Here is a 25,458-nt window from a genome sequence, read left to right on the forward strand (position 1 = left end):
CCGGGGCGTCACGGGGCGGCCGTGAACAGGGAGCTCGCGGGGTCGGGGAGGTCCTGCCAGCGGTGGCACGAGACGTGTCTTCCCGGTTCCCCCGCAAGGACCGGCGCGGGCTCGTCGGCGCGGCAGCGCTCCTGGGCGAGGGGGCACCTGGGCGCGAAGGCACAGCCTCCCGGCAGCGACGCCGGGGACGGGGGCGCCCCCGCGATGGCGGGGAGCCTGCGGTCCGCCGCGTCCCGGGGCGGGAGCGCGGCGAGCAGCCCTGCGGTGTAGGGGGCCCGGGGGTCGGTGAGGACCCGGTCCACCGGGCCCGACTCGACGTGCCGTCCCGCGTAGACGACCACCACCCGGTCCGCGTGGCCCCCGACCACCCCCAGGTCGTGGGTGACCAGGACGACCGCCGTCCCGGTCTCCTCGCGCAGCCCGCACAGCAGCTCCAGGACCCGTGCCTGCATGACGGGGTCGAGTGCGGTGGTCGGCTCGTCGGCGAACACGACGTCGGGCCGGTTGACCGTGGCCATGGCGATGACCGCGCGCTGTCGCATGCCGCCGGAGAACTCGTGCGGGTAGGCGTGCGCGCGCCGTGCGGCGTCGGGGATACCGACCCGGTCCAGGGCCTCCACCGCCCGCAGCCACGCCCGGGCCCGGCTCATCCTCCGCCCGGAGCGCAGGGCGCGCACGAGCTGCCCGCCCACGGTGTGGACGGGGCTGAGCACGGTGAGCGCGTCCTGCGGGACCAGGGACATCCGCCGTCCCCGCAGGGAGCGCAGGACCGCGGGGGGTGCGCCCACCAGTTCCCGCCCGCCCAGGAGGACGCTGCCGGTGACGGCCGCGCCGTAGGGCGCCAGTCCCAGGACGGCGCGGGCCGTCAGGGACTTCCCGGCGCCCGACTCCCCGACGAGGGCGACCACCTCACCGGGGTGCACGTCGAAGGACAGGCCGCGGACGGCGGGGACGGTACCGCGGCCGCGCTCGCGCAGGGTGACCCGCAGGTCACGGACGCTGAGCAGGGCCGCTCCGTCGGGAGCGCCCCGGGGCGGGCCGTCGTGGGGGGCGCCGTCGTTCATCTTCCGGTTCCTTCCCAGGTTCGGGCCCCGGCGGGGGCGGCTGCCCGGCGCCGCCGGGAGGTGCGCCTTGCCGGGGGCAGGGTGGACAGGGAGACCGCGAACGCCGCGAGCAGCAGGAGCATCGCGCCCGGGGCGAGCGCGGCCAGGGGTGCGCGCTCCACGTAGGGCAGGGACTCGGACAGGCTCAGCCCCCACTCGGCGGACGGCGGCTGGGCGCCCAGTCCGAGGAACCCCAGTGAGGCCAGGGCCAGGGCGATGCCCGGGAGCCTGAGCACCGCGTTCCTGCCCACCGGGCCGAGGACCGCGGGCAGGACGTGCCGCACCAGGATCCACCGGGGGCCGGCGCCCAGGGCCCTCTGGGCGTTCAGGTAGGCGGCGGCGCGCGTCTCCTGGACGAGCGAGGCCGCGTGCGCGGCGAGCGGAGGCCAGGACACCAGGGCGACGGCCACCGAGGCCCCGAGGGGGCCGGGGCCCATGACGGCGGCCACCAGGATCCCGGCGATCACCGGCGGCAGGGCGTTGGCCATGTCGGCGGCGCCCGCCGCCAGCACGGGGCGGAACCCGACCAGCAACGCCACCAGCAGGCTGACCAGGCACACGAGCGCCGCGGTGCCCACGGTGGCCACGGCGCCGTGGCCGAGCCGGGCCAGCACGTCGCGGCCGACGGCGTCGGTTCCCAGCGGGTGCGCCCACGAGGGGTCGGCGAGGCGGTCGGCCACGTCGACGGTCATCGCGTCGCGGGTCAGGCCCCACACGCACACCGTCAGGAGCAGCGCGGCGCACGCGGCGGGCACCGCCCGGCGCACCGCACCGGCCGGGACCGTGGGCGGGGGCGACAGGGACAGGGCCGCGTCGCGCAGGCCGGGGCCCAGCATCCGCAGGCGCGCGGCCTGGGCGAGGAGTCCCGCGGCGGTACCCAGGAGCACCAGCCCGAGGACGGCGCCCTGGAGCATGGGCAGGTCCTGGGCCTGGGCCGCGCCCAGGGCGGTGCGGCCGATCCCGGGGACGGCGAAGATTGTCTCCACGGCGACCGCACCGCCGGTGAGGCCGACCGCCACCATGCCGAACTGCGGGATGAGCGCGGGGGTGGCACGGCGCAGCGCGGCCGCGGCGATCAGGGCCGGGGAGCACCCCGAGGCCGCCCACAGCCCGACCCAGCGTTCGGCGAACACCGCGGGCAGTGCGTCGTCGACCAGCCGCCCCAGCAGCCCTCCCGCCGGAACGCCCAGCGCCAGGGCCGGAAGGACCAGGTGCACCGGCCCCTGCCAGCCGTAGGGCGGCAGCCATCCCAGCCACACCGACAGCACCACCATGAGCAGGACGGCGACCAGGAACTCGGGCAGGGCCGTGCACATCGCGGCGACCGCACCGCTGCCCGACCCCCCGGGGCGCAGGGTGCCGCGCGCCCCGCGCACCAGCGCGGGCGCGCACAGGGCGGCCGCCAGCACCATGGCCACCGCGAGAGCGGCGGCCATGACCATGAGGGAGACGCCCGTCGCCGACACGACCGCGGGCAGGACGGGGGCGTCGGAGACCCAGGAGGTGCCGAGGTCGCCGCGGAGCACCCCGCCGAACCAGCGGCCGAACATCTCCAGCGGGCCGTCGGAGAGCCCCAGGTCCTCGCGGATGGCGTCCAGCGCCTCCTCCGTCGGCTCCTGTTCGGCGGAGCGGGCCCGCAGCAGGGACAGCGCCGGGTCTCGGCCGGACAGCCAGGGCAGCAGGCCGACCACGGCCGTGATGACGGCGAAGGCCGCCAGCCGGGAGGCCAGGAGGCCGAGGGCCGAGGCGGGGCGGGCCGGACGGCGGCGCCGGGGAACGGACCGGTCCCGGGGTGTGGCGCCCATCAGTCCAGCCGGGTGAGCGAGGTGACGAGCAGGCGCTCGCGCGGGTCCTTGGCCGAGTCCACGACACCGGCCGCGTCGCCCTGGATGACGCGCTCGTGCAGCATGGGGATGGCGGCGTCGGTGGCCAGGACGGCGGCCTCGGCCTCCAGGATCGCGGTGCGCCGCTCCTCGCCCGCCGGCGCGAGCTCGGCCTCCTCCAGCGCCGCGTCCACCTGCTCGTCGCACAGCTGGGCGATGTTGAAGGAGCCCTCGCAGGAGAAGTCGCTGGTCATGTACGCGGCGGGGTCCCCGGAGTCGAGGACGGTCGCCCGGGAGAGGATGAACGCGTCGAACTCGCCGCTGAGGGCGTCCTCCTCGATGTTGGCGTACTCGCGCACCACCTGCTCCACCTCGAACCCGGCATCCTCCAGCTGCTGTTCGAGGACGGTGGCGACCTCGGGCAGTTCGGCGCGGTCGGTGAAGGTGGCCAGGGTGATGTCGGCGCCGTCCGGGTCCCCCGCCCCGGTGGCCCCGGTGCGTTCGGGCCGCTCGGAGGCCCAGGGCAGCGCGGGACCGAGGAGCCCCTCGGCCACGTCGGCGCGGCCCTCGTAGACGCCCTGGACCAGGGACTCGCGGTCGATGGCGTCGCGGACGGCGGCGCGCAGGCCGGGGTCGGTGAACGGCCCGTCCTGCGTGTTGAGGTAGAGGGTGTTGGTGCGCGGCATCGGCACCTCGGTGAGGGTGTCCTCCTCCAGGAGCGAGGCCTGGGACGTGGGCACGGACTCGACGATGTCGGCTTCGCCGGTGCGCAGGGCGGCGGCGCGGGCGGTCCCGTCGGGCACGAAGTCCACGTCGATGCCGGTGGCCAGGGCGGGTTCGCCCCAGTAGCCCTCGAAGCGGTCCAGGCGTGCGGAGGTGGTGCCGGTGACCTCGACCAGTTCGAAGGGTCCGGAGCCGGTGCCGACGGGGTCCACCGAGCCGCCCTCGTAGGCGCTCTCGGCGAGGATCGACAGCTGCGGCGAGGACAGCCGCTGCGGGACGAGCGGGTCCTCCTCGGCGGTGGTGACGGTGAGGGTGTCGCCCTCCGCGGCCACCTCGATCTCCACGCCGTCGAGGATGCGCGGCTTGGGCGAGGCCTGCGCGGCGTACGCGAGCCCGTGGGCGGCGACGGCGGCGGTCAGCTCCGTGCCGTCGTGGAAGTCCACCCCGTCGCGGATGGTGAACGACCAGGTGGTCGGGTCGACGCGGGACCACTCGGTGGCGAGGCCCGGTTGCGGGTCGCCGACCTCGTCGAGGGTGACGAGGGTCTCGGCGGTGCTCCACCGGGAGAGCTTGAAGGCGTCGTCGGTCAGGGGCGACAGGGCCGAGCGGGGCGGCTGCATCATGGCCACCGAGATCCGTCCGTCGTCGGCGGTGTCGTCTCCGGCGGGGAAGCAGCCGGTGGCCATGAGGGACGCGGCCACGGCCAGACAGGCGCCGGACGGGGTCTTGTGGAGGTGCACGGGGGTTCTTCCTGGGTTCGAGGGACGGCACGGCCGCCGCGCGGGCACACCGCGACCGGCCAAAACAGCATATGACAACCGTTTTCATTATTGTCCACCACTCCACCCCGAACCGTGACACCTCCACCCGCCCGGCCCCGAAAGCGGACTATCAGGGCTCCAGGCGGGGCGCCGACCCCCTGGTGCGCCGACGACGCGGGCCCGGGGCGCGAAGGGAGATCCCCCGCGCCCCGGGCCCGTGCCCCGGATCGCTCAGGCGCCGCCGGTGGCCGCCTCGACCTCGGTCATGAACTGCTCGGCCGCCTCCTCCGGGGTGATGTCCCCGAAGGCGAGGCTGTCGGTGACCCGCTGGGTGATCTCCACGACCTGGCCCGCGCCGATCGGGGGCGGGGGGTTGCCGTCCACGATCGTGCCCTCGATGCCGCTCATGAACTCGGCCATCTGCGCGTCGGCCCCGGGCAGGTCGTCGACGATGGCCTCGCGCACCTCCACGTTGGCCGGGAGTCCCAGGTCGGCCAGGATCAGCTCGGCCGCCGCCGGGTCGTTGAGCATGTGGTCGACGAAGCGGGCCGCCTCCTCGGGGTGCTCGGTCCCCGCGGAGAGGGTGTAGAACATGGCCGGTTTGAAGAACCCGCCGGTCCGGTCGAACTCGGTCTCCCCCGGGTAGCGGAGCAGCTGGATGTCCCGGCCCGACGACTCGGCCACCCCGCCGAGCTGGTTGCTCCAGAAGTGCGCCATCGCCCCCTGGTTGGTGGACACGACCGACTGGTCGACGCCGCCGCCCTGGATCTCCACACCCTCGGCCGCGCTCGGCTGACCGCCGTTGTCCTGGAGCTCCTGGGTGATCTCGAACCAGGCGGTCAGGGTCTCCTGGGAGAAGCCCAGCGACCCGTCCTCCGCGTAGAGGTTCTCGCCGTGCTGGCGCGCGAAGACCTGGAAACCGGTCTCGTTGTAGCTCATGCTCTGGGTACCGACGTACTCGCCGTCGCTGCCCTCGGTGATCTGTCCGGAGATCTCGACGTAGTCGTCCCACGTCCACGTCTGATCGTCGGGCATCTCCACGCCCGCGGCCTCGAAGGCCTCGGGGTCGGCGTGGATGGCGTAGGCGTTGACGCCGGTGGCGGCACCGAAGGTCCGGCCGTCCAGGTCGCCGCTCTCGGCGATGAGCGGGTCCAGCCCGGACAGGTCCAGCCCGGTGGCCTCGTCGAGGTCCATGAGCGCGCCCCGGTCCGCGTACTCGCGCAGGTAGCGCTCCTCCTGCATGGCGATGTCGGGGGCGTCGTTGGCCGCGGTGTTGGTGGCCAGCCGGTCCCAGTAGGAGCTCCAGTCGGTGCTCTCCCCCGCGATCCGGATGTCGGGGTTGTCGGCCTCGAAGTTCTCGATCACCTGGAGCATGGCGGCCTGGCGCTCGTCGGAGCCCCACCAGGAGAAGCGGAGTTCGACCGTCTCGCCCTCGCCTCCGGTTCCTCCGCACGCGGAGGTGGCCATGACCAGCGCCGTCGCCGCGGAGGCGACGGTGAGGGCGGTGCCGCGGCGGCCCGCTCGGGGCCGTCCTCGGCCAGGGGGTACGCGCATGGTGGTGTTTCCCTTCGGCTACTGCGTTCCGGGGGCGGCTGTGCCCTTGACGGGGTACTGCTGTCCGGTCGGGAGGAGTGGGGGGTCGGGCCGGTGGACCGGCCGGCCGGGTGGAGCACCGCGCGCGGCGGAGGCTGGGGCGGGGGTACCGGGACCGTGGTCGGGCAGGAAGGGTGGCCCGGGGGCGATGACCGGTGGGCACTCCCTGTCGAGGGCGTCGGGTCGTGCCCTCACGCACGGGGCGAGTCGGCGGCAACCATGCTGGTAAGCGCTATCCATGTTCTCAAGTGTTCATTTTTTAGCACCGCGTCACGCGGGTGTCAACGCTCGGTTTCCGGAGGGGACACCTGGACGACTCCTGTCGGAACCCCGCCGGACACGCCACCACCAGCACCGCCACGACGAGCGACCGCCTTCCGGCCACGAGGCGCCGGGACAGGAGCCGCTGGTACCGGCCGCCCCGGCCCGAGCGCATCGCAGCAAGCCTCCCGACAGTCTTGCCCCCAGGCCCGGAAAGCGTTTACCATGCTGGACCCGGCTTCGACCCGACCCCTGCACGAGGGGACGTCCGGGAGCCGGGGTGTTCACCTCTTCCTTGCCGCGTGACGGAGGGCGGGGCGGGAAGACCCTCAGGAGGCGTCGTCCCGCGCCCCTTCGGGCCCCTCGGCTACGCCCGGGCCGGACAGCACCTCGAAGGCGTGGCGCCGGTGGGCGGCGAAGAGGTCGAGGGCGGCCCCGGCGTCGCGGGCGCGCAGGGCCTCGGCGAGTTCGCGGTGCTCCCCCGGGACGCGGGTGAGGTAGTCCGCCGCGCTGACGCGGATCCTGGTGAGCAGGAACAGGTGGACCTGGGACCGGATCGCCTGCCAGGCCTCCCGTAGGCGCTGGTGCCGGGAGGCGTCGTAGACGGCGTCGTGGAAGGCGATGTCGCAGCGCACCAGGGCGTGTTCGTCCTCGGCCCGGTCCATCCGCGCCGCGAGGTCCGCGACCGCGTCGAGGTCCTCCGCCGAGGCGTGGGCGACCACCTGCCGGACGGCCAGCTCCTCCAGTGCGCCCCGGAGGCTGTCGAGTTCGGCGACGTCGCGGGGGGACAGGGTCGTGACCGTGGCGCCGCGGTGCCACTCACTGCGGACCAGCCCCTCGCGCTCCAGTCGGAGCAGGGCCTCGCGCACCGGACCGCGACTGACCTCCAGCGCCCTGGACAGCTCCAGCTCGCGCAGCTGGGCGCCAGGTGCGTAGGCCCCGCCGAAGATGGACTCCCGCACGCGGTCGGCGACCTCGTCGGCCAGCCCCCTGCGGCGGGCGGGCCCCACCGTGCCCCGTTCTTCCGTCACTCTTGCCTCCTTGGCTTGTCGCAATGTTAACATTGCGACATTCGCTCTCGGTGACATGCCGGGACCGTCCCTCAAGGAAGGCGGACCACACCATGACCGTCCTCGACTCGCCGATCCCGCGGTTCCACCTGGCCGTGCCGGTGGACGACCTCGCCGCCGCACGCCGGTTCTACGGCAAGGTACTCGGCCTGGAACAGGGCCGCAGCTGCGACACCTGGGTGGACTGGAACCTGCACGGCCACCAGTTCGTGACGCACCTGGCGCCGGGCCGGCCCGAGCGCGTGCACAACCCGGTCGACGGCCACGACGTCCCGGTTCCGCACTTCGGCCTGATCCTCCCGACCCCCGTGTTCCACGAACTCGCCGGACGGCTGCGCGAGGCAGGGACGGAGTTCGTCATCGAGCCCTACGTGCGCTTCGAGGGGCAGCCCGGCGAGCAGTGGACGATGTTCCTGCTCGACCCGGCCGGGAACGCCCTGGAGTTCAAGGCGTTCGCGGACGACTCGCAGGTCTTCGCCGTCTGAGCCCGGGCCCGCACGGCGCGGTTGCGCACGGATCGCAGCCCGCCGTGAGAGGAAGGAGCCATGACGACGATGAAGGTGTTCCAGATCGGCGCGGCCGGTGGCGTGGGACGCCGCCTCACCGCACTGCTCGCCGCCCGTGGTGACGAGGTCACCGGCATGCACCGCGCTCCCGCGCAGGCGGAGACGGTGCGGTCCTCCGGCGGGGTCCCGGTCGCCGGGAACCTCCTCGACGACTCCGTGGACGAGCTGACGCGCAAGCTCGGCGGGCACGACGCCGTGGTGTTCTCCGCCGGGGCCCACGGCGCCGGCGCGGACATGACCACCGCCATCGACGGCGAGGGGCTGGCGAAGACCGTGCGGGCTGCCCGGCAGGCCGGGGTGCGGCGCCTGGTGCTGGTGTCGGTCTTTCCCGAGGCACTGCGCGGAGGCGGCGCCTCGGAGGGTTTCGAGCACTACGCGAAGGTCAAGAAGGCCGCCGACGCCTACCTGGCGGCCAGCGACCTGGACTGGCTGATCGTACGCCCCGGGACCCTGCTCGACGAGCCCGGGACCGGTCGGGTCAGCGCGGCCGCCGCCCTGGAGTACGGGGACGTGCCCCGCGACGACGTGGCGGCCTTCATCGACGCCGCGCTGCACGAGCCGGGTCTGAGCCGCTGCGTCGTGGAGCTCACCTCCGGCCCCACCCCCGTCGCCGAGGCCGTCGCCGCACTCGCCGACGCGCGACAGCGCTGAACCCCGTCCCGGACCGCCGGGCGGCGGCCCGGGACGGGGCGCGCGTCGGACCCCTCCGCCCTGGGGGATGTCACATCCGGCCCGCCCGCTCCGTCTGTGCTGTGTCATCGTCAACACGGCCAGGAGATCAGCATGGAAGCCCGACTCAACCTCTTCGGCAACACTGTCGCGACCCGGATCATGAAGCACGTCGCCTCGACCGGCAGGGCCCTGCGGGAGACGACGCTGCCGAGCGCCACCCAGGAGCTGGTGGGGATCCGCGTCAGCCAGATCAACGGCTGCGGTTTCTGCACCGACATGCACACCAAGGACGCGGCCCTCGCCGGGGAGACCCCCGTGCGGCTCCACCTGGTCGCGGCCTGGCGGGAGGCCACGGTCTTCACCGCGGCCGAGCGGGCCGCACTGGAGCTGGCGGAGCAGGGGACCCGCGTGGCCGACGCCGCCGGCGGGGTCACGGACGAGGCCTGGGAGAACGCCGCGAAGCACTACGACGAGGACGAGCTGGCGGCACTGGTGTGCCTCATCTCCTTCATGAACACCGTCAACCGGATGAACCTCATCGTCCGTAACCCCGCGGGCGACTACCAGCCCGGCCAGTTCGGCTGACCCGACCGGTCACGGCCCCGCAGGGCCCCGGTCCGCCCGGACGGCGCCGGCCCTGCGGGGACCCGGGTGGACGTCTTCGACGTGGAGGCCACGGTCGAGGGGCGCTACGAGGTCGAACAGCCGGTCGTGCCTTCACGTCCGCGACGCGGCCCGGTCGACCGGAGAAGTGGCCTTCCGCGCTCCGCGGCACCCGGATACGCCGATCGAAACAAGCCCGTTTTCCGATCGAATGAGATTCAAACCACCGATTTCGCCATCATTGTCCAAAACGTTACCTTGTGACCTACTCTGAGTCCCGGTGTGGCGTCGCCCCGACGCCACCACGGTGCAGGGGGAGGACCCGTGGCTCCAGGGAGACGGGCGGGGATGGCGCCGCGATGGCGCAACCGGTGGCTGGCCGCGGGCGCCGCCTCGGCGCTCATGCTGTCCGCGTACGTGCTCGTGTCCGCCACCGACCCGGGGCCGGGCCCGGGGGCGGCCCGTTGCCAGGCCGCCCATGACAAGCGGGAGATGCGCGGCGCCTGGCTCACCACCGTCGGCAACATCGACTGGCCCTCCGAACCGGGGCTGAGCGCCGACGAGCAGCGGGCGGAGATGGACGAGCGCCTCGACGAGGCCGACCGGCTCGGCCTGAACACCGTCTTCCTGCACGTGCGCCCCACCGCCGACGCCGTCTACGAGTCCGACCTGGAGCCCTGGTCCCGCTACCTCACCGGAGAGCAGGGCGGCGACCCCGGCTACGACCCCCTGGAGTACGCCGTCGAGCAGGCGCACCTGCGCGGCCTGGAGATGCACGCCTGGTTCAACCCCTACCGCGTCGGCCTGAACTCCGACATCGAGGAGATGGCCGACGACCACCCGGTCAGGGAGAACCCGGACTGGCTGGTCGACTACGGCGGCGAGGGCTTCCTCGACCCGGGCGAACCGGAGGTCCGCGCGTGGGTCACCGGCGTGATCATGGACGTGGTCGAGCGCTACGACATCGACGGCGTCCACTTCGACGACTTCTTCTACCCCTATCCCCAGGACGGCGAGGAGTTCGACGACGACGCCACCTGGGAGGAGTACGGGAGCGGCTTCGACGACCGCGAGGACTGGCGGCGCGACAACGTCAACCGGCTCGTGGAGGGTGTGCACGACCGGATCCAGGAGACCAAGGCCTGGGTCCGCTTCGGGATCTCCCCGTTCGGGATCTGGCGCAACGACGGCAGTGACCCCACCGGGTCGGCGACCTCGGGGCTGGAGTCCTACGCCGCCCAGCACGCCGACACCCGGACCTGGATCAGGGAGGGGACGGTCGACTACGTCGTCCCCCAGCTGTACTGGGAGCGCGGGTTCGGCGCCGCCGACTACGAGGAGCTCGTCCCGTGGTGGGCGGCCGAGGTCGAGGGCACCGGCGTGGACCTCTACATCGGCCAGGCCGCCTACCGGGTCGGCGAGAGCGGCTGGCGCGAGGACGACGCGCTCAGCACCCAGCTCGACTACGCCGACGGCTTCCCCGAGGTCGGAGGCGACGTCTACTTCTCCTTCACCTCCCTCACCGGCCCGGCCGCGGAGGCCTTCGACCACCTGGCCGAGGAGCACTACGCGGACCCCGCCCTCCCGCCCGTGGCCGACCCCTCCCGGGAGGGCGAGCCGCTCACCGGAGCAGTGACCGGACTGACCGCCACGGCCGACGGCGACCGCACACGGCTGGAGTGGGACGGGACCGAGGGCGCGCGTTTCTACGCCGTCTACCGGCTCGACCCCACCGAGGCGGACCTGGTCGCCTCGGGGGGCGCGGAGGACCACTGCGCGGCCCTGTCCGCCGACAACCTCGTGGGGGTGACCGGCCGGACCTCACTGGAGGACGCCCCCTCCGGGGACGAATCCCCGGAGGGGTCCGCGTACGCGGTCACCGCCCTGGACGACTACCGGATCGAGGGGCCGCCCGGAGCCGTCACCGACCCGCGCGGCTGACTCACGCGTCCGCGCGCTCCTCGGACCGGTCGCCCGACCAGAGGGTGTGGAACACCCCCTCGCGGTCCGCGCGGCGGTAGGTGTGCGCCCCGAAGTAGTCGCGCCGGCCCTGGACCAGGGCCGCGGGCAGCCGCTCACAGGCCTCCGCGCTCAGCTGCATTTGCGTGTGCTCAGGGGCGTACCGGTTGAACAGCAGGTCATCCATACAAGGGCACGATCGACAAGCAGGTGCCCGCCGACCTGGACGTGCACCTGGTGTGCGACAACTGCGCCAAGTCCTCCCGCCGCCTTGCCCAGGGCGCCGGGGACGTGCGGGCCAGGGCTGAGGCCCTGGCCCGCACGTGCGGCCACTTACACCTGGGCGTATCCACCGTCGGCGTGGAACTCGGCGCCGTTGATGTAGCTCGACGCGTCCGAGGCGAGGAACGTCGTCAGGGCGGCGATCTCCTCGGGCTCGGCGAGCCGGCCGAGGGGAACGGTGGCTTCGGCCTGCTTGAGCACCTCGGGTGTGACAAGCTCCAGCAGACCCGCGGTGCGTGTACCGCCGGGGGATACGACGTTGACACGGAAGCCATGTGCGCGCGCGCTGAGGGCCCAACCGCGAGCGAGGGTGCGAACCGCGGCCTTTGAGGCCGCGTAGACCTCAAGTCCCTGGCTGGGCCGGGTCGAGGCGGTCGAACCCGTCAGGATCACCGAAGCGTCCTTGCTGAGCAGCGGTAGCGCCTGCTGGAGCGTGAAGATCGTTCCCTTGACGTTGGTGGCGAACACCGAGTCGATCAGCTCCTCCGTCACCTCGCCGAACGGAGCCGCGATGCCGATGCCGGCGTTGACGACCAGCGCGTCGATGCGTCCGGCCCGGTCCCGCACGGTGCTGTAGAACGCGTCGAGCTCGGAGGGCACCGAGACGTCGCAGACGATGCCCGTCACGCGGTTGCCGAGCTCGGCGACCGCGGCGTCGAGCACGTGCTTGCGGCGACCGGTGATGAACACCGTGGCGCCCGCGTCGCGGAATGCGCGAGCGGTCGCGAACCCGATGCCGGTGCCCGCCCCGGTGACGACCGCGACCTTACCTTCCAAGACGGCCATGCCGCCCTCCTCTTAATTATGGACTGATACGTCAAGAATCATACCTGCGTTGTGGACCGCTCGGTCAAGATTTGGCTCGTATCGAAGCATCCGGGTCCCGCGCCTCGGGCTCACCCCTGCTCCGGCGGCGGCATCGCAGGGGCGGATCGGCCACCCGGTGCGGCCGAAGCCGCCGGTCGCGGATCGGGCCGACCGGCAACCGGCAGCACGCAGAGGGCCTGAAGGCGGACCGTATTCCCCCTGGGGGCAGCGGCGCGCAGCTTGAGGGCGCGCCGCAGGGTGCCAGGCCGGCCGCGGGCTGCGGCGGTACGGGCCGGTCGGTGGGGCGCTGCTACCGCACTGGGGTGGGCAGCAGTCGGGCCAGGGTGGAGTGAGCGATCGTGGTCAACGCGCCGATATCCATGCCGGTGCGCCCAAGGGCGATGAGACCGAGCTGCGCGACAAGGACCGCACGGGCGGTCTCGGAAGGATCGGCACCGGGGTCGAGGTCGCCTTCGCTCCGGGCGCGCTCCAGCGCCGCGGTGAGGACGGAGGTGATCGCGTCGTAGCTGCGGCGGGCCTCGGCAGCGACGTCCGGGGTGCTAGCGGCAAGCTCGGCGTTGCTGTTGGCCAGCAGGCAGCCCCGGCGCGCAGCCGCCCCGGTCGGGTCACCGGCCAGGCCGAGAACGAACTCGCGCACCACGTCGACCCCCTTCGCCGCAGAAGCCAGACGCTCGCGCAGTGCCAGCAGGTTCGCGTCGTCGTACGCCCGCAGCACCCGAAGAAACAAACTCCTCTTATCCCCGAACGCCCCGTAGAGGCTGCCCTTGCCCAGCCCGCTCACGCGCAGCAGGTCGTCCATCGACGTGGCCGCGTATCCCTTGTCCCAGAACTCGTCGCGGACAGCAAGAAGCACGCGGTTTTCGTCGAACTCACGGGGTCGCGCCATCCGCCCAGCCTACCGGTTTTGGACTATGCGGGCCACAACGAGGGGCTCCGCGTCGTCCGGCGGCTTGTGCCCGGCGTGCACAGCGCAGACGACATCCACCGCGTGGATCGCGTCGCGACTGGGGCATGACAGGACCCTCGGCCGCAGTGGCCGAAGACGCTGAACCGCAAGACCGGCCAGCACGTCGGCCTCCTCTTGGCGATGAGGGCCCGCCAGGGCGCCCGTCCCGTCGCTGTGCCAGAAGGCCGACCTCGCGACCGCCGATGTCGCGTATCAGTTCGGCGGGGCTGTGCGGATGCAGGGGGCGTCCGGCTCCGGGGTTGGGGAACAGCCAGGTCGCGTCCCGGTCGTTCGTGTTCATGTTGGTCCGCTGGTCCCTGGCCTGGAGCAGCAGGTCTGCGAAGGGTTCGGGGACGCTGCCCGAAAGCTTCGAGGCACCCCAGTCAGGGGCAGATGACGTAGCGGCCGCGGAAGCCGCCCTTGGCGGTGGCCCGGTGGGCTTCGGCGGCCTGGTCCAGAGAGACGGCCTCGTAGACGCGGGCCGAAAGTGCGCCTGAGGCGGTGCGGGTGAGGAGGTCGGCCAGTCGCGCGCTGTCGAGAGCGGTGACCACGGAGGCGATCGAGATCCCGCGCTCGGTGGGCGGTTCGAGGCCTGGCCGCAGCCCGACGTAGGCTCCGCCGTCACGGATCAGCTTGAGCGCTTCTTCATTCAACTGGGCGGGGTCAACGACCGCGTCCCATTCCGGCTCGGCGTGCGTGGTGAAGTCGGCGCCGAGGCCGCGGACGAACTCCTCGTCGCCGGTGCGGGCGAGCCCGGTCACCTGCCAGCCGCGTTCCCGGGCGAGGACGGCGACGTTCGCTCCGACCGCCCCCGCGGCGCCGGTCACCAGCAACCGGGCGGCCCCGGCGGGCGCGTCGCCGAGCAGGTCGACGCCCTGCGCAGCGGCCAGACCGTTGAGGGGGACCGTGGTCGCGGCCAGCAGGTCCAGCTCGTCGGGGACCGGGGCGACGTCGGCCGCTGCGACCACGATCTGCTCGGCGTAGGTGCCGTAGTCGCGGTCGAAGCCAACCACCAGACCGGCCACCCGGGTGCCGACGGCCAGGTCGACGCCCGGCCCGGCCGCGTCCACGACGCCGGCGAACTCCCAGCCCAGACCCGTGTGCTCGGGCTGATCGACCAGCCCTATCGAGTGGAAGAAGCCCGCCGCGACGCCGAGATCGGTGGGGTTGACCGTCGCAGCGGAGATGGCGACGCGGATCTGGCCGGGGCCGGGAGCGACGACGGGCACCTCGATGACCTCGATCGAATCGGGCCCGTTCGGGATGCGGACGACGGCGGTGCGGAAGGTAGGAGTGGCCATGGCTTTGTTCCTCTGCGGTGGGGTGATCGTTTCCGTGTTCCATACTCGTTTTATGGATTCCGGGGCGGAAGAGGGCACTGCAAAGTGCGTAAGCCACCTCCAGGTACGGAAGGGACCATCGATGTCGACGCAGAAGGCGGCTCAGCAGCGGGCCGAGGCGAAAGCGAGCTACAACGCGTTCATGGACGGCTGCCCCAGCCGCCAGTTGCTCGACCGTATCTCCGACAAGTGGGTCGCGCTGGTGCTCGCGGCGCTCGGTAGCGACGGCCCGCACCGTCCCGGAGTCGACCACGGCGACGGCCCCCGGTCGATGCGCTACTCCGAACTGTCCCGCCGGCTCGCGGGCGCCAGCCAGAAGATGCTCACCCAGACCCTGCGCTCCCTGGAAGTCGACGGCCTGGTCACCCGTACCATCACGCCCACCGTGCCCGTCACCGTCACCTACGAACTGACCGACCTCGGTTTGTCCCTGAACCACGTCATGGTCGGCCTCAAGGACTGGGCCGAAACGCACATGACCGACGTCCTTGCCCACCGCGAGGAACACCACCGCACGGCAGCCGAACACTGAGCTTGCTGGTCGAACCTTCGGTCAGACGAACTGGGGCGTTCTGCGTCGCCCGCTCCACGGGGGTCGAGACTGGCAGGAGTCGGTGATCGGGTGATCTGTATTCACACCAGTGGTAGGTCCTAGCGTGGTCGGGTGAGCCCCGCGCCAGGGGTGGGGGGCTCGGTCGGACCACGACGGGGAAGAGGGAACGGCGATGTCGACTCTGGGAATCATCGGAAGCGGGAACATCGGAACGGCGGTCGCGCGGCTGGCGGTCGCGGCGGACATCGACGTGGTGATCGCCAACTCGCGCGGCCCGCAGACACTGAGCGGCCTGGTCAAAGAGCTGGGGCCGCGCGCCGGCGCCGCCACCGTGGAACAGGCCGCCCGCGCAGGGGAGGCCACCGTGCTCAGCATCCCGCTGACCGCCTACGACTCCCTGCCCGGGGGGCTGCTGCGCGGGCGCACCGTGCTGGACACCGGCAACTACTACCCGGCCCGTGACGGCCGCATCGCCGAACTCGACTCCGAGGAGGTGACCACGACCGAGCTCGCCCAGCGGCTCCTGCCCGGCGCCCTGCTGGTCAAGGCCTTCAACAACATCATGGCCCACCACATCCCCCAGCTCGCCCGCCCCACCGGGGCCGACGACCGCAGCGCCCTGCCCATCGCCGGTGAGGACCCCGGCGCCAAGGAGCGGGCCGCAGCCCTGATCGACCGGCTGGGCTTCGACACCGTCGACGCCGGAACCCCGGCCCAAAGCTGGCGCTTCGAACCCGAGTCCGGCGCCTACACCCAGATCTACCTCGCCGACCCCGACGTGCCGCCCGAGCAGATGACGCAGGCCCCCGCCGCCCCCGTGCCGGCCCACAGGCTGCGCGCCGCCCTGGAGGGGAGCCGACGGGTGAAGGTGGCCGAGCGCACCTTCTGACCACGCATGACGGAAGGCCTCCGCCGCAGAACCGGCGGAGGCCTTCATGTGGTCCCAGGCCGCTCCGGCAAGGACGCCGGTGGCGGCCGTGCGGGAAAGCTCGATTCTCCCGGCGCCACCTTCACCGCCCGGAGGGGCTCACCATCGACCGATGAGCGGATGTGGTTTTCGCTCGGTCCTGCAACGGCCCTCACCCCAAGCCCCCGGTCACACCTGTGGGGTTCACATGTACAGGGCCCGGCTCAGGCGGACACCGTATTCCGCGTCGGGGTTGGTCGCGGCGTCCCCGACCCTTTCCTGGATCGCTGCGACCGCCAGGTCCCGCCGTTTCGGCAGGCGCGCCGCATCGGCGGCCTCCAGCGCGGCCCGCATCTCGCGGCGGGTGAGATCGGTGCAGTAGCAGGGCGCACCCGGCTGCTGCCGCCAGGACTGCGCGAGCGTTCCGGCATCGAATGCGTCGAACCCGGTGTCCTCGACGAGAGCCATCCCCACGCTGCGCTCCCCATCGCTGTCGGCCGCAACCGGGATGGCGATGCGCTCCGGGCTTCCCGCGGGCTTGTCCTTCCTGGCCAAGGAGTCGGAACCGATCGCGTTCCATGCCTTGACCACGGGTCGGCCCAGTTGTTCGGCCACCCACAGGCTTTCGACCTGGCCTGCCTCGATGGCCGTGATCTTGTCGTCGCGCATCGGATAGTAGTTCGACGTGTCGATGACGACCGTCTCAGCAGGCACCCCGGCTATCAGCGGCGCGATCTGCGCAAGACGGTTCATGGGAATCGACAGGACGACGACGTCCACATCCACCACGGCTTCGGCCGCTGGGACCGCGCGCCCTCCCGAGGCCAGCACGTCGGCCTCAATGGTGTGCGGGCCGCGCGAGTTGGCCACCTTCACGTCGTGTCCGGCAGCGCTCAACCGCTGGGTCAGGGTCTTGCCGATGTGCCCGACTCCCACAATGCCGATCTTCACAGTGGATCTCCTTCGTAGTGATGTGTGCGGCGAAGCGGAAGTGAGCGGCCCCACGCTGTTCTTACGCCGACGCAGGGACGGTGGAGGGGCGTTCGGGCACAACGGTTCCTCTCAGGCGGGGGCAGCTCATGCGCACACCACGCAACGCCGAACCAAGGGGTTCGCGATGGCCGCGTCGCTACACTAGGACCTGACATCGGTGTCAGGGGCAAATCGGGACGGAGGCCGTTCGTGCGGATCGGGGAACTGGCAGAGCAGACCGGGGCCAGCGTGCGTTCCCTGCGCTACTACGAGCAGCAGGGCATGCTCACCAGCGAACGCAGCGCCAGCGGACAGCGCCACTACGGCGAGGACGCCGTGAGCCGTGTGGTGTTGATCCGGCAGTTCTTCGCTGTGGGGATGAACAGCAAGACCATCGCCGCGCTCTTGCCACACATCAGGAACAACGGGGAGCGCTGCCCGCCGCAGGTCCTGCGCCAACTCGTCTCCGAACTCGACCGCATCGACACCCAAGCGGAGGAACTGGCCCGCGCACGCCAGACCCTGGACGGCATGGTCAAGGCCACCCAGGAAGCCATGCGCGGCGAGTGAACACCGCCTGAGCCACGGCTGCCCGTTGACCATCGTGCCTTGGTGCCGCCCCGGCAGATCACCCGCGCGGGTCGCGCAGGGGCCGCAGGCCTTCCACCGTCGGGTCGGTGGGGAAGGTGTGGGAGCCCAGGAAGTTGATGTGGTCGAACCCCGGCGGGGACAGAACGTCCCTGGCCAACCCCACCCGGCGGTTGGGGTCCGGATCCCTCAGAATCAGGATCTGTTCGAGGCCGTGGGCGATGTTGCCGGTGATGACGTCGGGGCCGCTGACGGTGTTGGTGGGCCAAGCGCCACGCAGGCCCTCCACGGTGTCGTGGCGCCAGTCGTTGGCGGCGACCTTCCCGGCGAGGTAGATGACCGTCATGACTTCCTTTCGATGGTGATCTGGCGATCGTGCCCCATCCGTGGACGCCGGAGATAGGGAACGCCAGTTCCGTTCCGATGTTTCCGATCCCGCCTTCCGCCTATCCGGAACCGGTGCGTCTATGCAGGGGTGCCGTTGACGCACGTGTCACAGGCCGCGAACGAGGAACATCACCGTGGCCGCTCCCTCACCGGTCGGTGGTGAGCGCGTCCAGGGCGGCGGCCTTATCGGCGGTGAGTCAATCCTGGCTGACGACTTCGGGCGCAAGGAAGCCCCCACGCAACGCGACGCTGCGCGGGGGCTGTCGTGATCTCAGGCGAAGGTGTGGTGCTGGAAGCCGGGGACGGTGACCGGTCCGGTACTGCTCTCGGTTGGGGCCGGTGGCTCGCCCCCGCTCAGGAGGTGGTGGGCCGTCGCGTAGACCCCGCAGATCAGGCCCGCGATCAGGACCGTTGTCGCCACCGCCGTCAGGACCGGTCGTGCCCGGGGGAAGCGGCGTGCGCACGCCCAGACCAGCAGTGCCAGCCCAGCGAGGATCGACAGGGTCCAGTACACGGGCGAGGTGGTCTCCAGCACGGTCAGCAGGCCGTTGGCGCCGTCCCCCACCAGGATCCCGGCCATGAAGCCGACGCCGACCGGCGCCCACCGGTTCCGGTGGCGCAGCGTGTGGGCGCTCCACCCCAGCAGGGGGCCGACCGTGACCGCGGCCGCACCCCAGAACAGGGTGTAGAAGGGTGAGACCCCGAATCCGCGCAGTATGGAGGCCAGGTCATAGCCGAGCACCATGGCCACCAGCGCCAGGACGCCGATCCCCACGCTGACCCACATGCGGCGGCCGAGCAGGGCCAGCAGGAACGCCGCCAGGCTCCAGGACCCGCTGGCGTTGGCCAGCGAGCTGATGGGGGCGGGCAGCCACCCTTGAGCGAAGGAGGTCAAAAAACCGATGAGGAGGGCGCCCGCGAGGGCGATCCCCAGGGCTGGGAGCGGGGATGCCGTCGCAGCCGGGGACGTTGCGGTGTGGTTCATACCCGTGTCAACGCCCCCGGAGTCTGCACCGGTTCGACGATGGCCTGTGGCCTGGAGAAGGAGGCGAATCTGGCAGGAGCCGTTGATCGAGTGATCTGTATTCTCCGTGGCTCCTACTGTTTTAGTCACCGTGCGTCACGATCGCCGGAGTGGAGGCACGTTGTCAGGGGTATCGGACTTGCGATCCCTGTCGGCTCGGGGTGTCAGCGCCAAATGGAACCGGGTGTCGTTGGAAAACTCCGCGACCGGGGCGAATTCGAGTCGGCACAACAGGGCGACACTGGAGTGGTTGCCATGGGTGACGCCGGCGAACATGTCCGTGGCGCCCAGAACGGTGGCGGAGCTCTCGATGAGCGCGGCGCACGCCGCGCTTGCCCGGCCTTGCCCGGTGGCGGTCTGGCCGAGGCGTCGGTGAGCGGAACCTCGCGGTGATCGCTGTGCTTGCCCTCGCGCACGATCACCCTGCCCTTGCGGGCCGACAGCGGCACGTCCTCGACGTCCAGGGTGACGGGCTCGCTCACGCGTAGCCCGGAGTAGAACAACCGCACAGTCTCGGGCTCGGCCCGCGGGCCCGGGAACTCGCCGCCCTCCAAGCCGACAGCGGTTTCCGAGCCGCGCACTGGGGCCAGGATCGCGGCGACAGGCTGACGTCATACCTCCCTGCTTGCTCAGGCGGAGGTCCGCAGGTGTTCGTGCGCCCACTCTTCGAAGCTGGTCAGGTCGATGCCCAGCGCACGAGCGAACTGCGGCCGGGCCGGCTGGCCCACCACCTCCATGAACTCGTGCGTGGCACCCATGTCTCCCATGCCGGCGGCGCGCGCCTGTTCCTCGGTCATGTCCGGGGCCGTCAGTGGGACGCCCAGGGCGCGGGAGAGGGTCTCGGCGATTTCGGTCATGGTCAGGTAATCGCTGGCGAGCTCCAGTTCCACTTGGTGGAACTCGGCAGGGGCGGACAGGGCAGCCACCACGGCTCGGCCCACGTCTTTGGCTGCTACGAGTGCCAGGTGCGTGCTCGGTTTGACGACGGTGACCAGACCCCCTTCGACGCCGCGGGGGAAGTAGAACCGCATGGAGGGCTCGAAGTTCTCCATGAAGAACGACGGCTTGAGCAACGTCCAGTAGGGAAAGTCGAGTTCGCGCAGCCGGTCCTGGATCGCAGCCTTCGTGCCGAGCGGGGCTTCCATCACCGCCCACTGTCCTTCGGCCCAGCCCGGAGCCTCGACGTGCTGTCCCACGCCGCTGGTGGAGGACTGGACGAACTGCTCCACACCGGCGGCCCGCGCAGTCGTCATGAGGTTTTCCGCCTGGCTGACCTCACCGGCGAAGTCAAACCCCTGCTCGGTGTATGCGGGCATCTGCACGGAGAAGACCGCCCGCACGCCGTCCATGGCCGCCTCAAGGGTCACGGGTTCGGTGAGATCGCCCGCGAACAGGCTGGCGCCGAGTTCTTCGACGGCCCGTGCACGCGGCGTGCTCGGGTCGCGTACCAGGGCGCGCACCGGTGTTCCCTGCGCGAGCAGGGCGCGGGCGGTGGCGCCGCCTTGGCGGCCAGTGGCACCGGCGACGAGAACCGGTGTTGCGGCAGTGGTCATGTGTACATCTCCTCAGTGGTCACGCACACCACAAACGGCGGGGTACGCCGTTTCATGTTCGCTACAATACGGCGGGGCCCGCCACTTAGCAATATTGGAGAGACCATGCCCGGTCAGCGCTCGGACGCCCGCCGCAACTACACGCACATCCTCGCCGTGGCCGAGGCCGAGGTGGCTGCCCAAGGAGCCCAGGCATCCCTGGAGCAGATCGCCCGCGTCGCAGGCGTCGGATCAGCCACCGTGCGGCGCCACTTCCCCACCCGCAAAGCCCTGCTCGAAGCCGTCTTCAAGAAGCGCGTCCATGCTCTGTGCGATCGCGCTCATACGCTCTGCGGCGAGCACGACAGCCGCTCCGCGCTGGTGGAATGGCTGCGCGAGCTGCTCGCCTACTCACTCGCCGCACGCGGTCTGGCAGACGTCCTCTCCTACCAGCCACTCCAGGACGAGGCCACCCAGGACTCCTGTGCGGCAGCCATCGGTGCGGCCGGCGCCTTGCTGCTACGCAGGGCCATTGACGACCAGGCTGTCCGGGCGGACATCACCATCGACGATCTACTCACAGTGATCGTCGGAATCGCCTTGGCCACCGAGAATTACACCGACCCGGCGATGCAGGCGGACCGCGCCTTCCGGCTCACGGTCGCAGGGTTCGGGGCCAACGGCACCTGAGCACTCGTGCGCGGCACCATCACAGCCCTGGCTCAGTGCGTCAACCTGCCCACGAAGCTGGTCCCCGGACCGGGTCCGACAGCGGGGGCCGGCTTGTGACTGCGGACCACCTGTCGTCAAACGATCGTCGAGGGCACCCACGAAGGGCTCGACGCCGCCCGCGCCGCGGGCAAACGCTTGGGACGGCCCCCGGCGATGACGCCGGAGCAGGTCCGCCACGCCCGCGACCTGCTGAGCCGCCCCGACAACTCGGTGGCCTCCATCGCCCGCCTGCTCGGGGTGTCCCGCTCGACCCTGTACAAGCACGTGCCGGAGCTGTCCGGCGGCCGCCGCACTCAACTCCAGGGGACCACGTGAACAGCGACGAAGATCTACGCCTTGCGCACCACATGGCCGACCCCGCCGCAGAGATCTCCCTGCGGTATCTGAACCTTGGTGATCTCCGTCCCCAGAACAAGCAGGACGGCAGCCCTGTCACCTCGGCCGACCATCGCATCGAGCAGGAGTTGCGCGCCCTCATCGACCGGATGCGCCCGTAGGACGCGTTCACGGGCGAGGAGTTCGGTACCTCGGGCGGCGGTCCGCGGCGATGGTTCGTCGACGCGATCGACGGTACGCGCAGCTACCTGGCCGGCACACCGGAGTGGGGAACGTTGATCGGACTCACCCACGACGGCAGCGCCGGTCTCGGCCTGGTCTGCGCTCCGGCCCTACAACGGCGCTGGTGGGCCATTTCGGGTCACGGGGCCTGGACCATCGGTCCACCAGGGGGCGGTTCTGGCGGAGGCCGGGAAGCGGCCCAGTGCCCCTTTCGGTCTTATCTTGTCCGCCTCCCTACGGGGGCGCAAGGCGGCCCGCTTCTTCCGAAGGCCCGGCGATCAGGACATAGTCCAGTTCCCGCCGGGTAGCACACGGGAGTGCTGTCCCTTCCCGAGTACACCCCCGCTTTGCGAGACCGGTTCGCGGCCCACGGATACCTCCCCCTGCCCTCGCTGATCCCGACCGGGGCGCTGCCCGTGCTGGCACACGAGGTGGGGCGCTTGGAGGAACTGGCGGTGCGGCGCGACTTCGCCATGGCCTCCACCGACTCCTCCCCGCGCCACATGACCACCCTCGGCGGCCACGCCATCGCCCGGCACTCCCGCCTCATCTGCGACCTGTACCGCCGCGAGGACCTCCTGTCGTGGATCGGCGCGGTCGCGGGCATCGAAGCAGTGGAGGTCCAGGACCTGCTGGAGAGGCACGTCATCAACATCCTCCACCAGCAGGGCGACACCCACGGCGCGCACACCGACGACTACCCCATCGCCCTCGTCCTGTTCGTCGAAGCACCCGCCCAGGCCGCCGACGGCGGCCTACTGGAGTACACCCCCCACCACGCTGCCCTGAGCGGCCTGGAGTCCGCCGCCGCACGCCGCGCCCACCACCTGCCGGGCCAGGGCTACCTCCTGCGAGCCGATACCACCGCCCACCGGGTCACCCCCCTGAACGGGCCCGGGCTGCGCCGAGCGGTCCTCAACCTCGCCTACACCACCCCCGACCGGCAGCAGGCCCGCACCACCTCCGCCGCCCAGCTGTACTGATCTGCCCGAACCCGAGGGCGCCGCGGTTCCGCTTCCGCACTGGTCAGCAGTTCGCAAGAAGGAGCCCCAGCCGATAGGTACTCTCCGCAAAGGCACCGTCTCCCACCGTGACTTCGTGAAGGATTGGTCGCGCCGCGCGATCGCGCCGCGTTCCTTCCCTCGATGGGATCACAGATGGTCGAGTTCAAGGTCTCCCGCACCGAACGCCTGGAGCGGCTGCGCGCGCAGCTACAGGGCGGCCCCGCACCCAAGGGCGTGCGGCAAAGGGAGGCCCCGTCGCGGGGAGCGCGGATCTTCCTCGGGGTGCTGCTGCACGGTGCGGCCCGCCGCGAGGCGGGACTGGAGCTCACCGACCTGGAATCGCGCCTGGTGGAGACGATCGGGCGGGTGCTCTCCAAGGAGGAGATCAACGACTTCGGCCGACTGTTCCAGGAGGACGCCTCCCTGGCGCACGCGGCGAAGGTGTTCCCGGACAGCGTGGCAGGGCGTCCCCTGGAGCGGGGATATGCGATGGAGGACCTCGTCGCGGACCTGCCGGTGCTGCGCGAGGAGATCCTGGCCCAGCCGAACGTGTCCGTGATCGACCTCGACACCCTCACCGAGGAGCAAGCCCAGGGTGGCGCCGTCGTGGACTCCGAGGAGTTCATCAAGGGGGCCCAGGACCACGGGTACGGGGTGACACTGGTGACCGCCCTCGGGGAGAGGTCCACCCCGGTCGGGGCCGGCCTGATGCAGGACCGGCTGGAGCTGACGCGGTTCTACTGCGGGCGGGAATCCACCGAGATCAGCGGGTCGGACGAGGTCTACTGGGCGTTGAGCGCCGGCTCCGACAGGGGGGTCAAGCGCTCGGGGATCACCCGCGCCTACGGGGACGTCGACCGGGGCGAGACCCATCACCTCGATGCCGACACCGTGGTGTTCGAGGGGCTGGTCGACCGGGGTCTGATCTTCACTATCCAGTGCTGGGAAGAAGACGAGGGTGTCGACCCCGAACTGGCGAAGACCGTCAACGACATCAGCCAGACCCTGGAGCTGACCGCCAGTGTGATGAAACTGCTGCCGCTGGGCAAGAAGTGGGAGGTGGCGACCGCCTTCGTCGAGTTGGCCGCCGCGGTCGCCGACCTCATCAGCATGATCCTGGGGTGGTTGGAGGACGACTTCGTGCAAGAGCGCACGCTTGCCGTCGACCGGGCCGCCCTGGAAGCCATCGCCGCCCTTCCCGGAGGAACGGGGCACGAGGTTGGTTGGAACTACTCCCGTTCCAGTGAGGGATCGTTCGACCTCTTCATGCGGCACAAGGTCCATCGGACAGGCGGCCAGGTCAAGGTCATCTCCCGGCACGGGAACACCTGGGGCACGCCCATCCCTCTCCCCGAGGGGACCAGTGGCGTCACACCCGCGTTGGCGGCCTTCGGCGACCACCTGTACGTGGCGCGCGGCGAGGTGGACGGCAGGGTGTACATCAGCCGGTTCGACGGCATTAGCTGGAGCCCGTGGAGCTGGGTGCTGGGCCATCGAACCCTCGGCGCCCCGGCCCTGGCTGCCATGGCAGGCACCCTGTACCTGGCCCACACCGGACAGGACGGCCTGTCCTATCTGACCAGCTCCACCAACGGCCTCAACTGGGGCGGCACCCGGGCCGTACCGAACCTGCCCCTCACCTTCCGAGGGCCCGCCCTGGCCGTGCACCAGGCCCGCCTGAACTACGCGGTCACCGAAACCGACACCGGGCGCATCTGCCTCGTCTCCTCCTCCCCCGACGTCACCACGTGGTCCTCTCGTCTGTACGTGTCCGGTTACCAGACGCCGTCCTCCCCGGCACTGGCCGCGACCGGCATCTACCGGGAGGTGGCCCATACGGGCCTGAACGGGCAGCTGTTCCACACCCGCCACAACCAGGAGCAGAACTGGCCCGCTCCCACCCAGCTGTCCGGCAGCACCCGCGACACCCCCCGCCTGGGCTACGCCGGCGGCAAGCTGCACTGCGCGGTCACCGGCACCGACGACAGGGTCTACCTCTACTACCTCGACGGCAGCACCTGGCACAGCTTGTCCGTCCCTGCCGCCGGCGTGGCTCTGACGGCTCCCTCCGTCGCCGAGTACAAGAACGGCCTCTACCTCGCCTACGCCCAAGGCTGACCGCTGGCGGCGCCTGGGGGCGGGAAGGAGTACCGGGGTCGAGGAGAACCGCTCCAGGATCTGGCGCTTCCCGCTCCTGAAAGTCACGGCGAGATCATGACAGCCCCCGCGCAACGCACCGTTGTCCGGGGGTTGTCGTGTGCCCGCAGTCGCCAACCCCGGTTGCCTGACCGCCGGCAAGGTTCACCCATCAGAGGTGACGTTTAGGAAGATTGCGCCCTCGTCGGACGGGCGCCGGGGGCTCAGGAAGCAGCGGAACCGGATCCGGTGTTACCTCAACGGCACCTGTGGGGTGTGGCGACCTGACCGAGCACGGATAACCCCGCGCCGCGAGCGACGCGGAGCCGTCCCGAGCAGCTCTCAGACGCTCAGCATCGCGCACCCACGGGCAGGTTGGCCTTGTAGTCGCCGCCCAGGGCGATCGCGGTGACCCAGCCGATACCTCCGGAGTGCAGGCGCAGGCGGACCCACACATTGCTGGTGTAGCCGAGATAGGTGATCTCCTGGTAGCGCCCCCAGCACTCGGCGCTGTGGGAGTGAGGGGCCACGACGT

Annotated in this window: 24 protein-coding genes and 3 pseudogenes; 13 read left to right on the forward strand and 14 right to left on the reverse strand. The window is 71.3% G+C overall.

Features of this window, described 5'->3' with window-relative positions:
- Nucleotides 1–8 precede the first annotated feature (8 nt).
- The 5 genes from ACFWTE_RS08190 to ACFWTE_RS08210 form a co-directional block, all read right to left on the reverse strand.
- Nucleotides 9–1,064, reverse strand: coding sequence for an ABC transporter ATP-binding protein (locus ACFWTE_RS08190; protein WP_378778612.1), 1,056 nt, complete (start codon nucleotides 1,062–1,064; stop codon nucleotides 9–11).
- The gene (locus ACFWTE_RS08195; RefSeq protein WP_378778613.1) at nucleotides 1,061–2,908 is read right to left on the reverse strand and encodes an ABC transporter permease subunit; all 1,848 of its coding nucleotides are present in this window, start codon (nucleotides 2,906–2,908) and stop codon (nucleotides 1,061–1,063) included. The genes ACFWTE_RS08190 and ACFWTE_RS08195 overlap by 4 nt, the downstream gene beginning before the upstream one ends.
- Entirely contained in the window at nucleotides 2,908–4,389 is a 1,482-nt protein-coding gene (locus ACFWTE_RS08200; protein ID WP_378778614.1) for an ABC transporter substrate-binding protein, read from the reverse strand. The genes ACFWTE_RS08195 and ACFWTE_RS08200 overlap by 1 nt, the downstream gene beginning before the upstream one ends.
- Before the next feature lie 252 nt (nucleotides 4,390–4,641).
- The gene (locus ACFWTE_RS08205) at nucleotides 4,642–5,964 is read right to left on the reverse strand and encodes an ABC transporter substrate-binding protein (protein ID WP_378778615.1); all 1,323 of its coding nucleotides are present in this window, start codon (nucleotides 5,962–5,964) and stop codon (nucleotides 4,642–4,644) included.
- A gap of 629 nt (nucleotides 5,965–6,593) precedes the next feature.
- On the reverse strand, nucleotides 6,594–7,295 hold the full coding sequence (locus tag ACFWTE_RS08210; protein WP_378778616.1) for a GntR family transcriptional regulator: 702 nt from the start codon (nucleotides 7,293–7,295) through the stop codon (nucleotides 6,594–6,596).
- A gap of 92 nt (nucleotides 7,296–7,387) precedes the next feature.
- On the opposite strand from ACFWTE_RS08210, the gene ACFWTE_RS08215 reads away from it, so the two are divergent.
- The 4 genes from ACFWTE_RS08215 (at nucleotide 7,388) to ACFWTE_RS08230 (ending at nucleotide 11,116) form a co-directional block, all read left to right on the forward strand.
- On the forward strand, nucleotides 7,388–7,819 hold the full coding sequence (locus ACFWTE_RS08215) for a VOC family protein (protein WP_378778617.1): 432 nt from the start codon (nucleotides 7,388–7,390) through the stop codon (nucleotides 7,817–7,819).
- 60 nt (nucleotides 7,820–7,879) lie between these two features.
- Nucleotides 7,880–8,551, forward strand: coding sequence for an SDR family oxidoreductase (locus ACFWTE_RS08220; protein WP_378778618.1), 672 nt, complete (start codon nucleotides 7,880–7,882; stop codon nucleotides 8,549–8,551).
- Between the two features lie 132 nt (nucleotides 8,552–8,683).
- Nucleotides 8,684–9,157, forward strand: a complete 474-nt coding sequence (locus ACFWTE_RS08225) for a carboxymuconolactone decarboxylase family protein (RefSeq protein WP_378778619.1) — start codon at nucleotides 8,684–8,686, stop codon at nucleotides 9,155–9,157.
- A gap of 366 nt (nucleotides 9,158–9,523) precedes the next feature.
- Nucleotides 9,524–11,116 (forward strand): glycoside hydrolase family 10 protein, encoded by a 1,593-nt coding sequence (locus tag ACFWTE_RS08230; RefSeq protein ID WP_378778620.1) that lies wholly within the window; start codon nucleotides 9,524–9,526, stop codon nucleotides 11,114–11,116.
- Between the two features lies 1 nt (nucleotide 11,117).
- Here ACFWTE_RS08230 and ACFWTE_RS08235 read toward each other — a convergent pair.
- From ACFWTE_RS08235 to ACFWTE_RS08250, 4 genes and pseudogenes are all read right to left on the reverse strand, one after another.
- Nucleotides 11,118–11,252, reverse strand: a pseudogene (locus ACFWTE_RS08235) (hypothetical protein); the annotation flags it as partial.
- 215 nt (nucleotides 11,253–11,467) lie between these two features.
- Nucleotides 11,468–12,202 (reverse strand): SDR family NAD(P)-dependent oxidoreductase, encoded by a 735-nt coding sequence (locus ACFWTE_RS08240; RefSeq protein WP_378778621.1) that lies wholly within the window; start codon nucleotides 12,200–12,202, stop codon nucleotides 11,468–11,470.
- A gap of 331 nt (nucleotides 12,203–12,533) precedes the next feature.
- Nucleotides 12,534–13,130: a TetR/AcrR family transcriptional regulator gene (locus ACFWTE_RS08245; protein WP_378778622.1), complete on the reverse strand. Its 597-nt coding sequence runs from the start codon at nucleotides 13,128–13,130 to the stop codon at nucleotides 12,534–12,536.
- A gap of 443 nt (nucleotides 13,131–13,573) precedes the next feature.
- Nucleotides 13,574–14,491, reverse strand: a complete 918-nt coding sequence (locus ACFWTE_RS08250) for an alcohol dehydrogenase catalytic domain-containing protein (protein ID WP_378778623.1) — start codon at nucleotides 14,489–14,491, stop codon at nucleotides 13,574–13,576.
- A gap of 121 nt (nucleotides 14,492–14,612) precedes the next feature.
- Between ACFWTE_RS08250 and ACFWTE_RS08255 the strand changes: the two genes are divergently transcribed.
- Both ACFWTE_RS08255 and ACFWTE_RS08260 read left to right on the forward strand, forming a co-directional pair.
- Nucleotides 14,613–15,062 (forward strand): winged helix-turn-helix transcriptional regulator, encoded by a 450-nt coding sequence (locus ACFWTE_RS08255; protein WP_378778624.1) that lies wholly within the window; start codon nucleotides 14,613–14,615, stop codon nucleotides 15,060–15,062.
- Between the two features lie 163 nt (nucleotides 15,063–15,225).
- Nucleotides 15,226–15,972, forward strand: a pseudogene (locus tag ACFWTE_RS08260) (NADPH-dependent F420 reductase); the annotation flags it as partial.
- 222 nt (nucleotides 15,973–16,194) lie between these two features.
- Here ACFWTE_RS08260 and ACFWTE_RS08265 read toward each other — a convergent pair.
- A complete protein-coding gene (locus ACFWTE_RS08265) occupies nucleotides 16,195–16,995 on the reverse strand; it encodes an NADPH-dependent F420 reductase (RefSeq protein ID WP_378778625.1) in 801 nt (266 codons plus the stop codon).
- 177 nt (nucleotides 16,996–17,172) lie between these two features.
- On the opposite strand from ACFWTE_RS08265, the gene ACFWTE_RS08270 reads away from it, so the two are divergent.
- Complete coding sequence (locus tag ACFWTE_RS08270; protein ID WP_378778626.1) at nucleotides 17,173–17,532, forward strand: MerR family transcriptional regulator; 360 nt, start codon at nucleotides 17,173–17,175, stop codon at nucleotides 17,530–17,532.
- 58 nt (nucleotides 17,533–17,590) lie between these two features.
- On the opposite strand, the gene ACFWTE_RS08275 is transcribed toward ACFWTE_RS08270, so the two are convergent.
- The 3 genes from ACFWTE_RS08275 to ACFWTE_RS08285 form a co-directional block, all read right to left on the reverse strand.
- Nucleotides 17,591–17,896: a hypothetical protein gene (locus ACFWTE_RS08275; RefSeq protein ID WP_378778627.1), complete on the reverse strand. Its 306-nt coding sequence runs from the start codon at nucleotides 17,894–17,896 to the stop codon at nucleotides 17,591–17,593.
- Nucleotides 17,897–18,208: 312 nt separating this feature from the next.
- Nucleotides 18,209–18,922 (reverse strand): DUF6518 family protein, encoded by a 714-nt coding sequence (locus ACFWTE_RS08280; RefSeq protein ID WP_378778628.1) that lies wholly within the window; start codon nucleotides 18,920–18,922, stop codon nucleotides 18,209–18,211.
- Nucleotides 18,923–19,590: 668 nt separating this feature from the next.
- Nucleotides 19,591–20,514: an NmrA/HSCARG family protein gene (locus ACFWTE_RS08285; protein ID WP_378778629.1), complete on the reverse strand. Its 924-nt coding sequence runs from the start codon at nucleotides 20,512–20,514 to the stop codon at nucleotides 19,591–19,593.
- A gap of 105 nt (nucleotides 20,515–20,619) precedes the next feature.
- On the opposite strand from ACFWTE_RS08285, the gene ACFWTE_RS08290 reads away from it, so the two are divergent.
- The 6 genes and pseudogenes from ACFWTE_RS08290 to ACFWTE_RS08315 all read left to right on the forward strand — a co-directional run bounded on the left by ACFWTE_RS08290 (nucleotide 20,620) and on the right by ACFWTE_RS08315 (nucleotide 24,905).
- Complete coding sequence (locus tag ACFWTE_RS08290; RefSeq protein WP_378778630.1) at nucleotides 20,620–21,183, forward strand: TetR/AcrR family transcriptional regulator; 564 nt, start codon at nucleotides 20,620–20,622, stop codon at nucleotides 21,181–21,183.
- Nucleotides 21,184–21,378: 195 nt separating this feature from the next.
- A complete protein-coding gene (locus ACFWTE_RS08295) occupies nucleotides 21,379–21,540 on the forward strand; it encodes a helix-turn-helix domain-containing protein (RefSeq protein ID WP_378778631.1) in 162 nt (53 codons plus the stop codon).
- Entirely contained in the window at nucleotides 21,537–21,722 is a 186-nt protein-coding gene (locus ACFWTE_RS08300) for a hypothetical protein (protein WP_378778632.1), read from the forward strand. Before ACFWTE_RS08295 ends, ACFWTE_RS08300 begins: the two co-directional genes overlap by 4 nt.
- Before the next feature lie 15 nt (nucleotides 21,723–21,737).
- Nucleotides 21,738–22,091, forward strand: a pseudogene (locus tag ACFWTE_RS08305) (inositol monophosphatase family protein); the annotation flags it as partial.
- A gap of 9 nt (nucleotides 22,092–22,100) precedes the next feature.
- The gene (locus ACFWTE_RS08310; protein WP_378778633.1) at nucleotides 22,101–22,766 is read left to right on the forward strand and encodes a hypothetical protein; all 666 of its coding nucleotides are present in this window, start codon (nucleotides 22,101–22,103) and stop codon (nucleotides 22,764–22,766) included.
- Nucleotides 22,767–22,928: 162 nt separating this feature from the next.
- Nucleotides 22,929–24,905, forward strand: coding sequence for a hypothetical protein (locus ACFWTE_RS08315; RefSeq protein ID WP_378778634.1), 1,977 nt, complete (start codon nucleotides 22,929–22,931; stop codon nucleotides 24,903–24,905).
- A gap of 368 nt (nucleotides 24,906–25,273) precedes the next feature.
- On the opposite strand, the gene ACFWTE_RS08320 is transcribed toward ACFWTE_RS08315, so the two are convergent.
- Nucleotides 25,274–25,453 carry a hypothetical protein gene (locus ACFWTE_RS08320; RefSeq protein WP_378778635.1) on the reverse strand — a complete coding sequence of 60 codons (180 nt, stop codon included), beginning with the start codon at nucleotides 25,451–25,453 and terminating at the stop codon, nucleotides 25,274–25,276.
- Nucleotides 25,454–25,458: the final 5 nt, after the last annotated feature.

This window comes from Nocardiopsis sp. NPDC058631 (assembly GCF_042716955.1).
GTDB lineage: Bacteria > Actinomycetota > Actinomycetes > Streptosporangiales > Streptosporangiaceae > Nocardiopsis.

What these genes read in the sequence shown, in the direction of transcription:
- ACFWTE_RS08190 (WP_378778612.1), bottom strand. Translation starts at nt 1,064, where the DNA reads ATGAACGACGGCGCCCCCCACGACGGCCCGCCCCGGGGCGCTCCCGAC.
- ACFWTE_RS08195 (WP_378778613.1), bottom strand. Translation starts at nt 2,908, where the DNA reads ATGGGCGCCACACCCCGGGACCGGTCCGTTCCCCGGCGCCGCCGTCCG.
- ACFWTE_RS08205 (WP_378778615.1), bottom strand. Translation starts at nt 5,964, where the DNA reads ATGCGCGTACCCCCTGGCCGAGGACGGCCCCGAGCGGGCCGCCGCGGC.
- ACFWTE_RS08215 (WP_378778617.1), top strand. Translation starts at nt 7,388, where the DNA reads ATGACCGTCCTCGACTCGCCGATCCCGCGGTTCCACCTGGCCGTGCCG.
- ACFWTE_RS08220 (WP_378778618.1), top strand. Translation starts at nt 7,880, where the DNA reads ATGACGACGATGAAGGTGTTCCAGATCGGCGCGGCCGGTGGCGTGGGA.
- ACFWTE_RS08225 (WP_378778619.1), top strand. Translation starts at nt 8,684, where the DNA reads ATGGAAGCCCGACTCAACCTCTTCGGCAACACTGTCGCGACCCGGATC.
- ACFWTE_RS08230 (WP_378778620.1), top strand. Translation starts at nt 9,524, where the DNA reads ATGGCGCCGCGATGGCGCAACCGGTGGCTGGCCGCGGGCGCCGCCTCG.
- ACFWTE_RS08240 (WP_378778621.1), bottom strand. Translation starts at nt 12,202, where the DNA reads ATGGCCGTCTTGGAAGGTAAGGTCGCGGTCGTCACCGGGGCGGGCACC.
- ACFWTE_RS08245 (WP_378778622.1), bottom strand. Translation starts at nt 13,130, where the DNA reads ATGGCGCGACCCCGTGAGTTCGACGAAAACCGCGTGCTTCTTGCTGTC.
- ACFWTE_RS08250 (WP_378778623.1), bottom strand. Translation starts at nt 14,491, where the DNA reads ATGGCCACTCCTACCTTCCGCACCGCCGTCGTCCGCATCCCGAACGGG.
- ACFWTE_RS08255 (WP_378778624.1), top strand. Translation starts at nt 14,613, where the DNA reads ATGTCGACGCAGAAGGCGGCTCAGCAGCGGGCCGAGGCGAAAGCGAGC.
- ACFWTE_RS08275 (WP_378778627.1), bottom strand. Translation starts at nt 17,896, where the DNA reads ATGACGGTCATCTACCTCGCCGGGAAGGTCGCCGCCAACGACTGGCGC.
- ACFWTE_RS08280 (WP_378778628.1), bottom strand. Translation starts at nt 18,922, where the DNA reads ATGAACCACACCGCAACGTCCCCGGCTGCGACGGCATCCCCGCTCCCA.
- ACFWTE_RS08285 (WP_378778629.1), bottom strand. Translation starts at nt 20,514, where the DNA reads ATGACCACTGCCGCAACACCGGTTCTCGTCGCCGGTGCCACTGGCCGC.
- ACFWTE_RS08290 (WP_378778630.1), top strand. Translation starts at nt 20,620, where the DNA reads ATGCCCGGTCAGCGCTCGGACGCCCGCCGCAACTACACGCACATCCTC.
- ACFWTE_RS08295 (WP_378778631.1), top strand. Translation starts at nt 21,379, where the DNA reads ATGACGCCGGAGCAGGTCCGCCACGCCCGCGACCTGCTGAGCCGCCCC.
- ACFWTE_RS08315 (WP_378778634.1), top strand. Translation starts at nt 22,929, where the DNA reads ATGGGATCACAGATGGTCGAGTTCAAGGTCTCCCGCACCGAACGCCTG.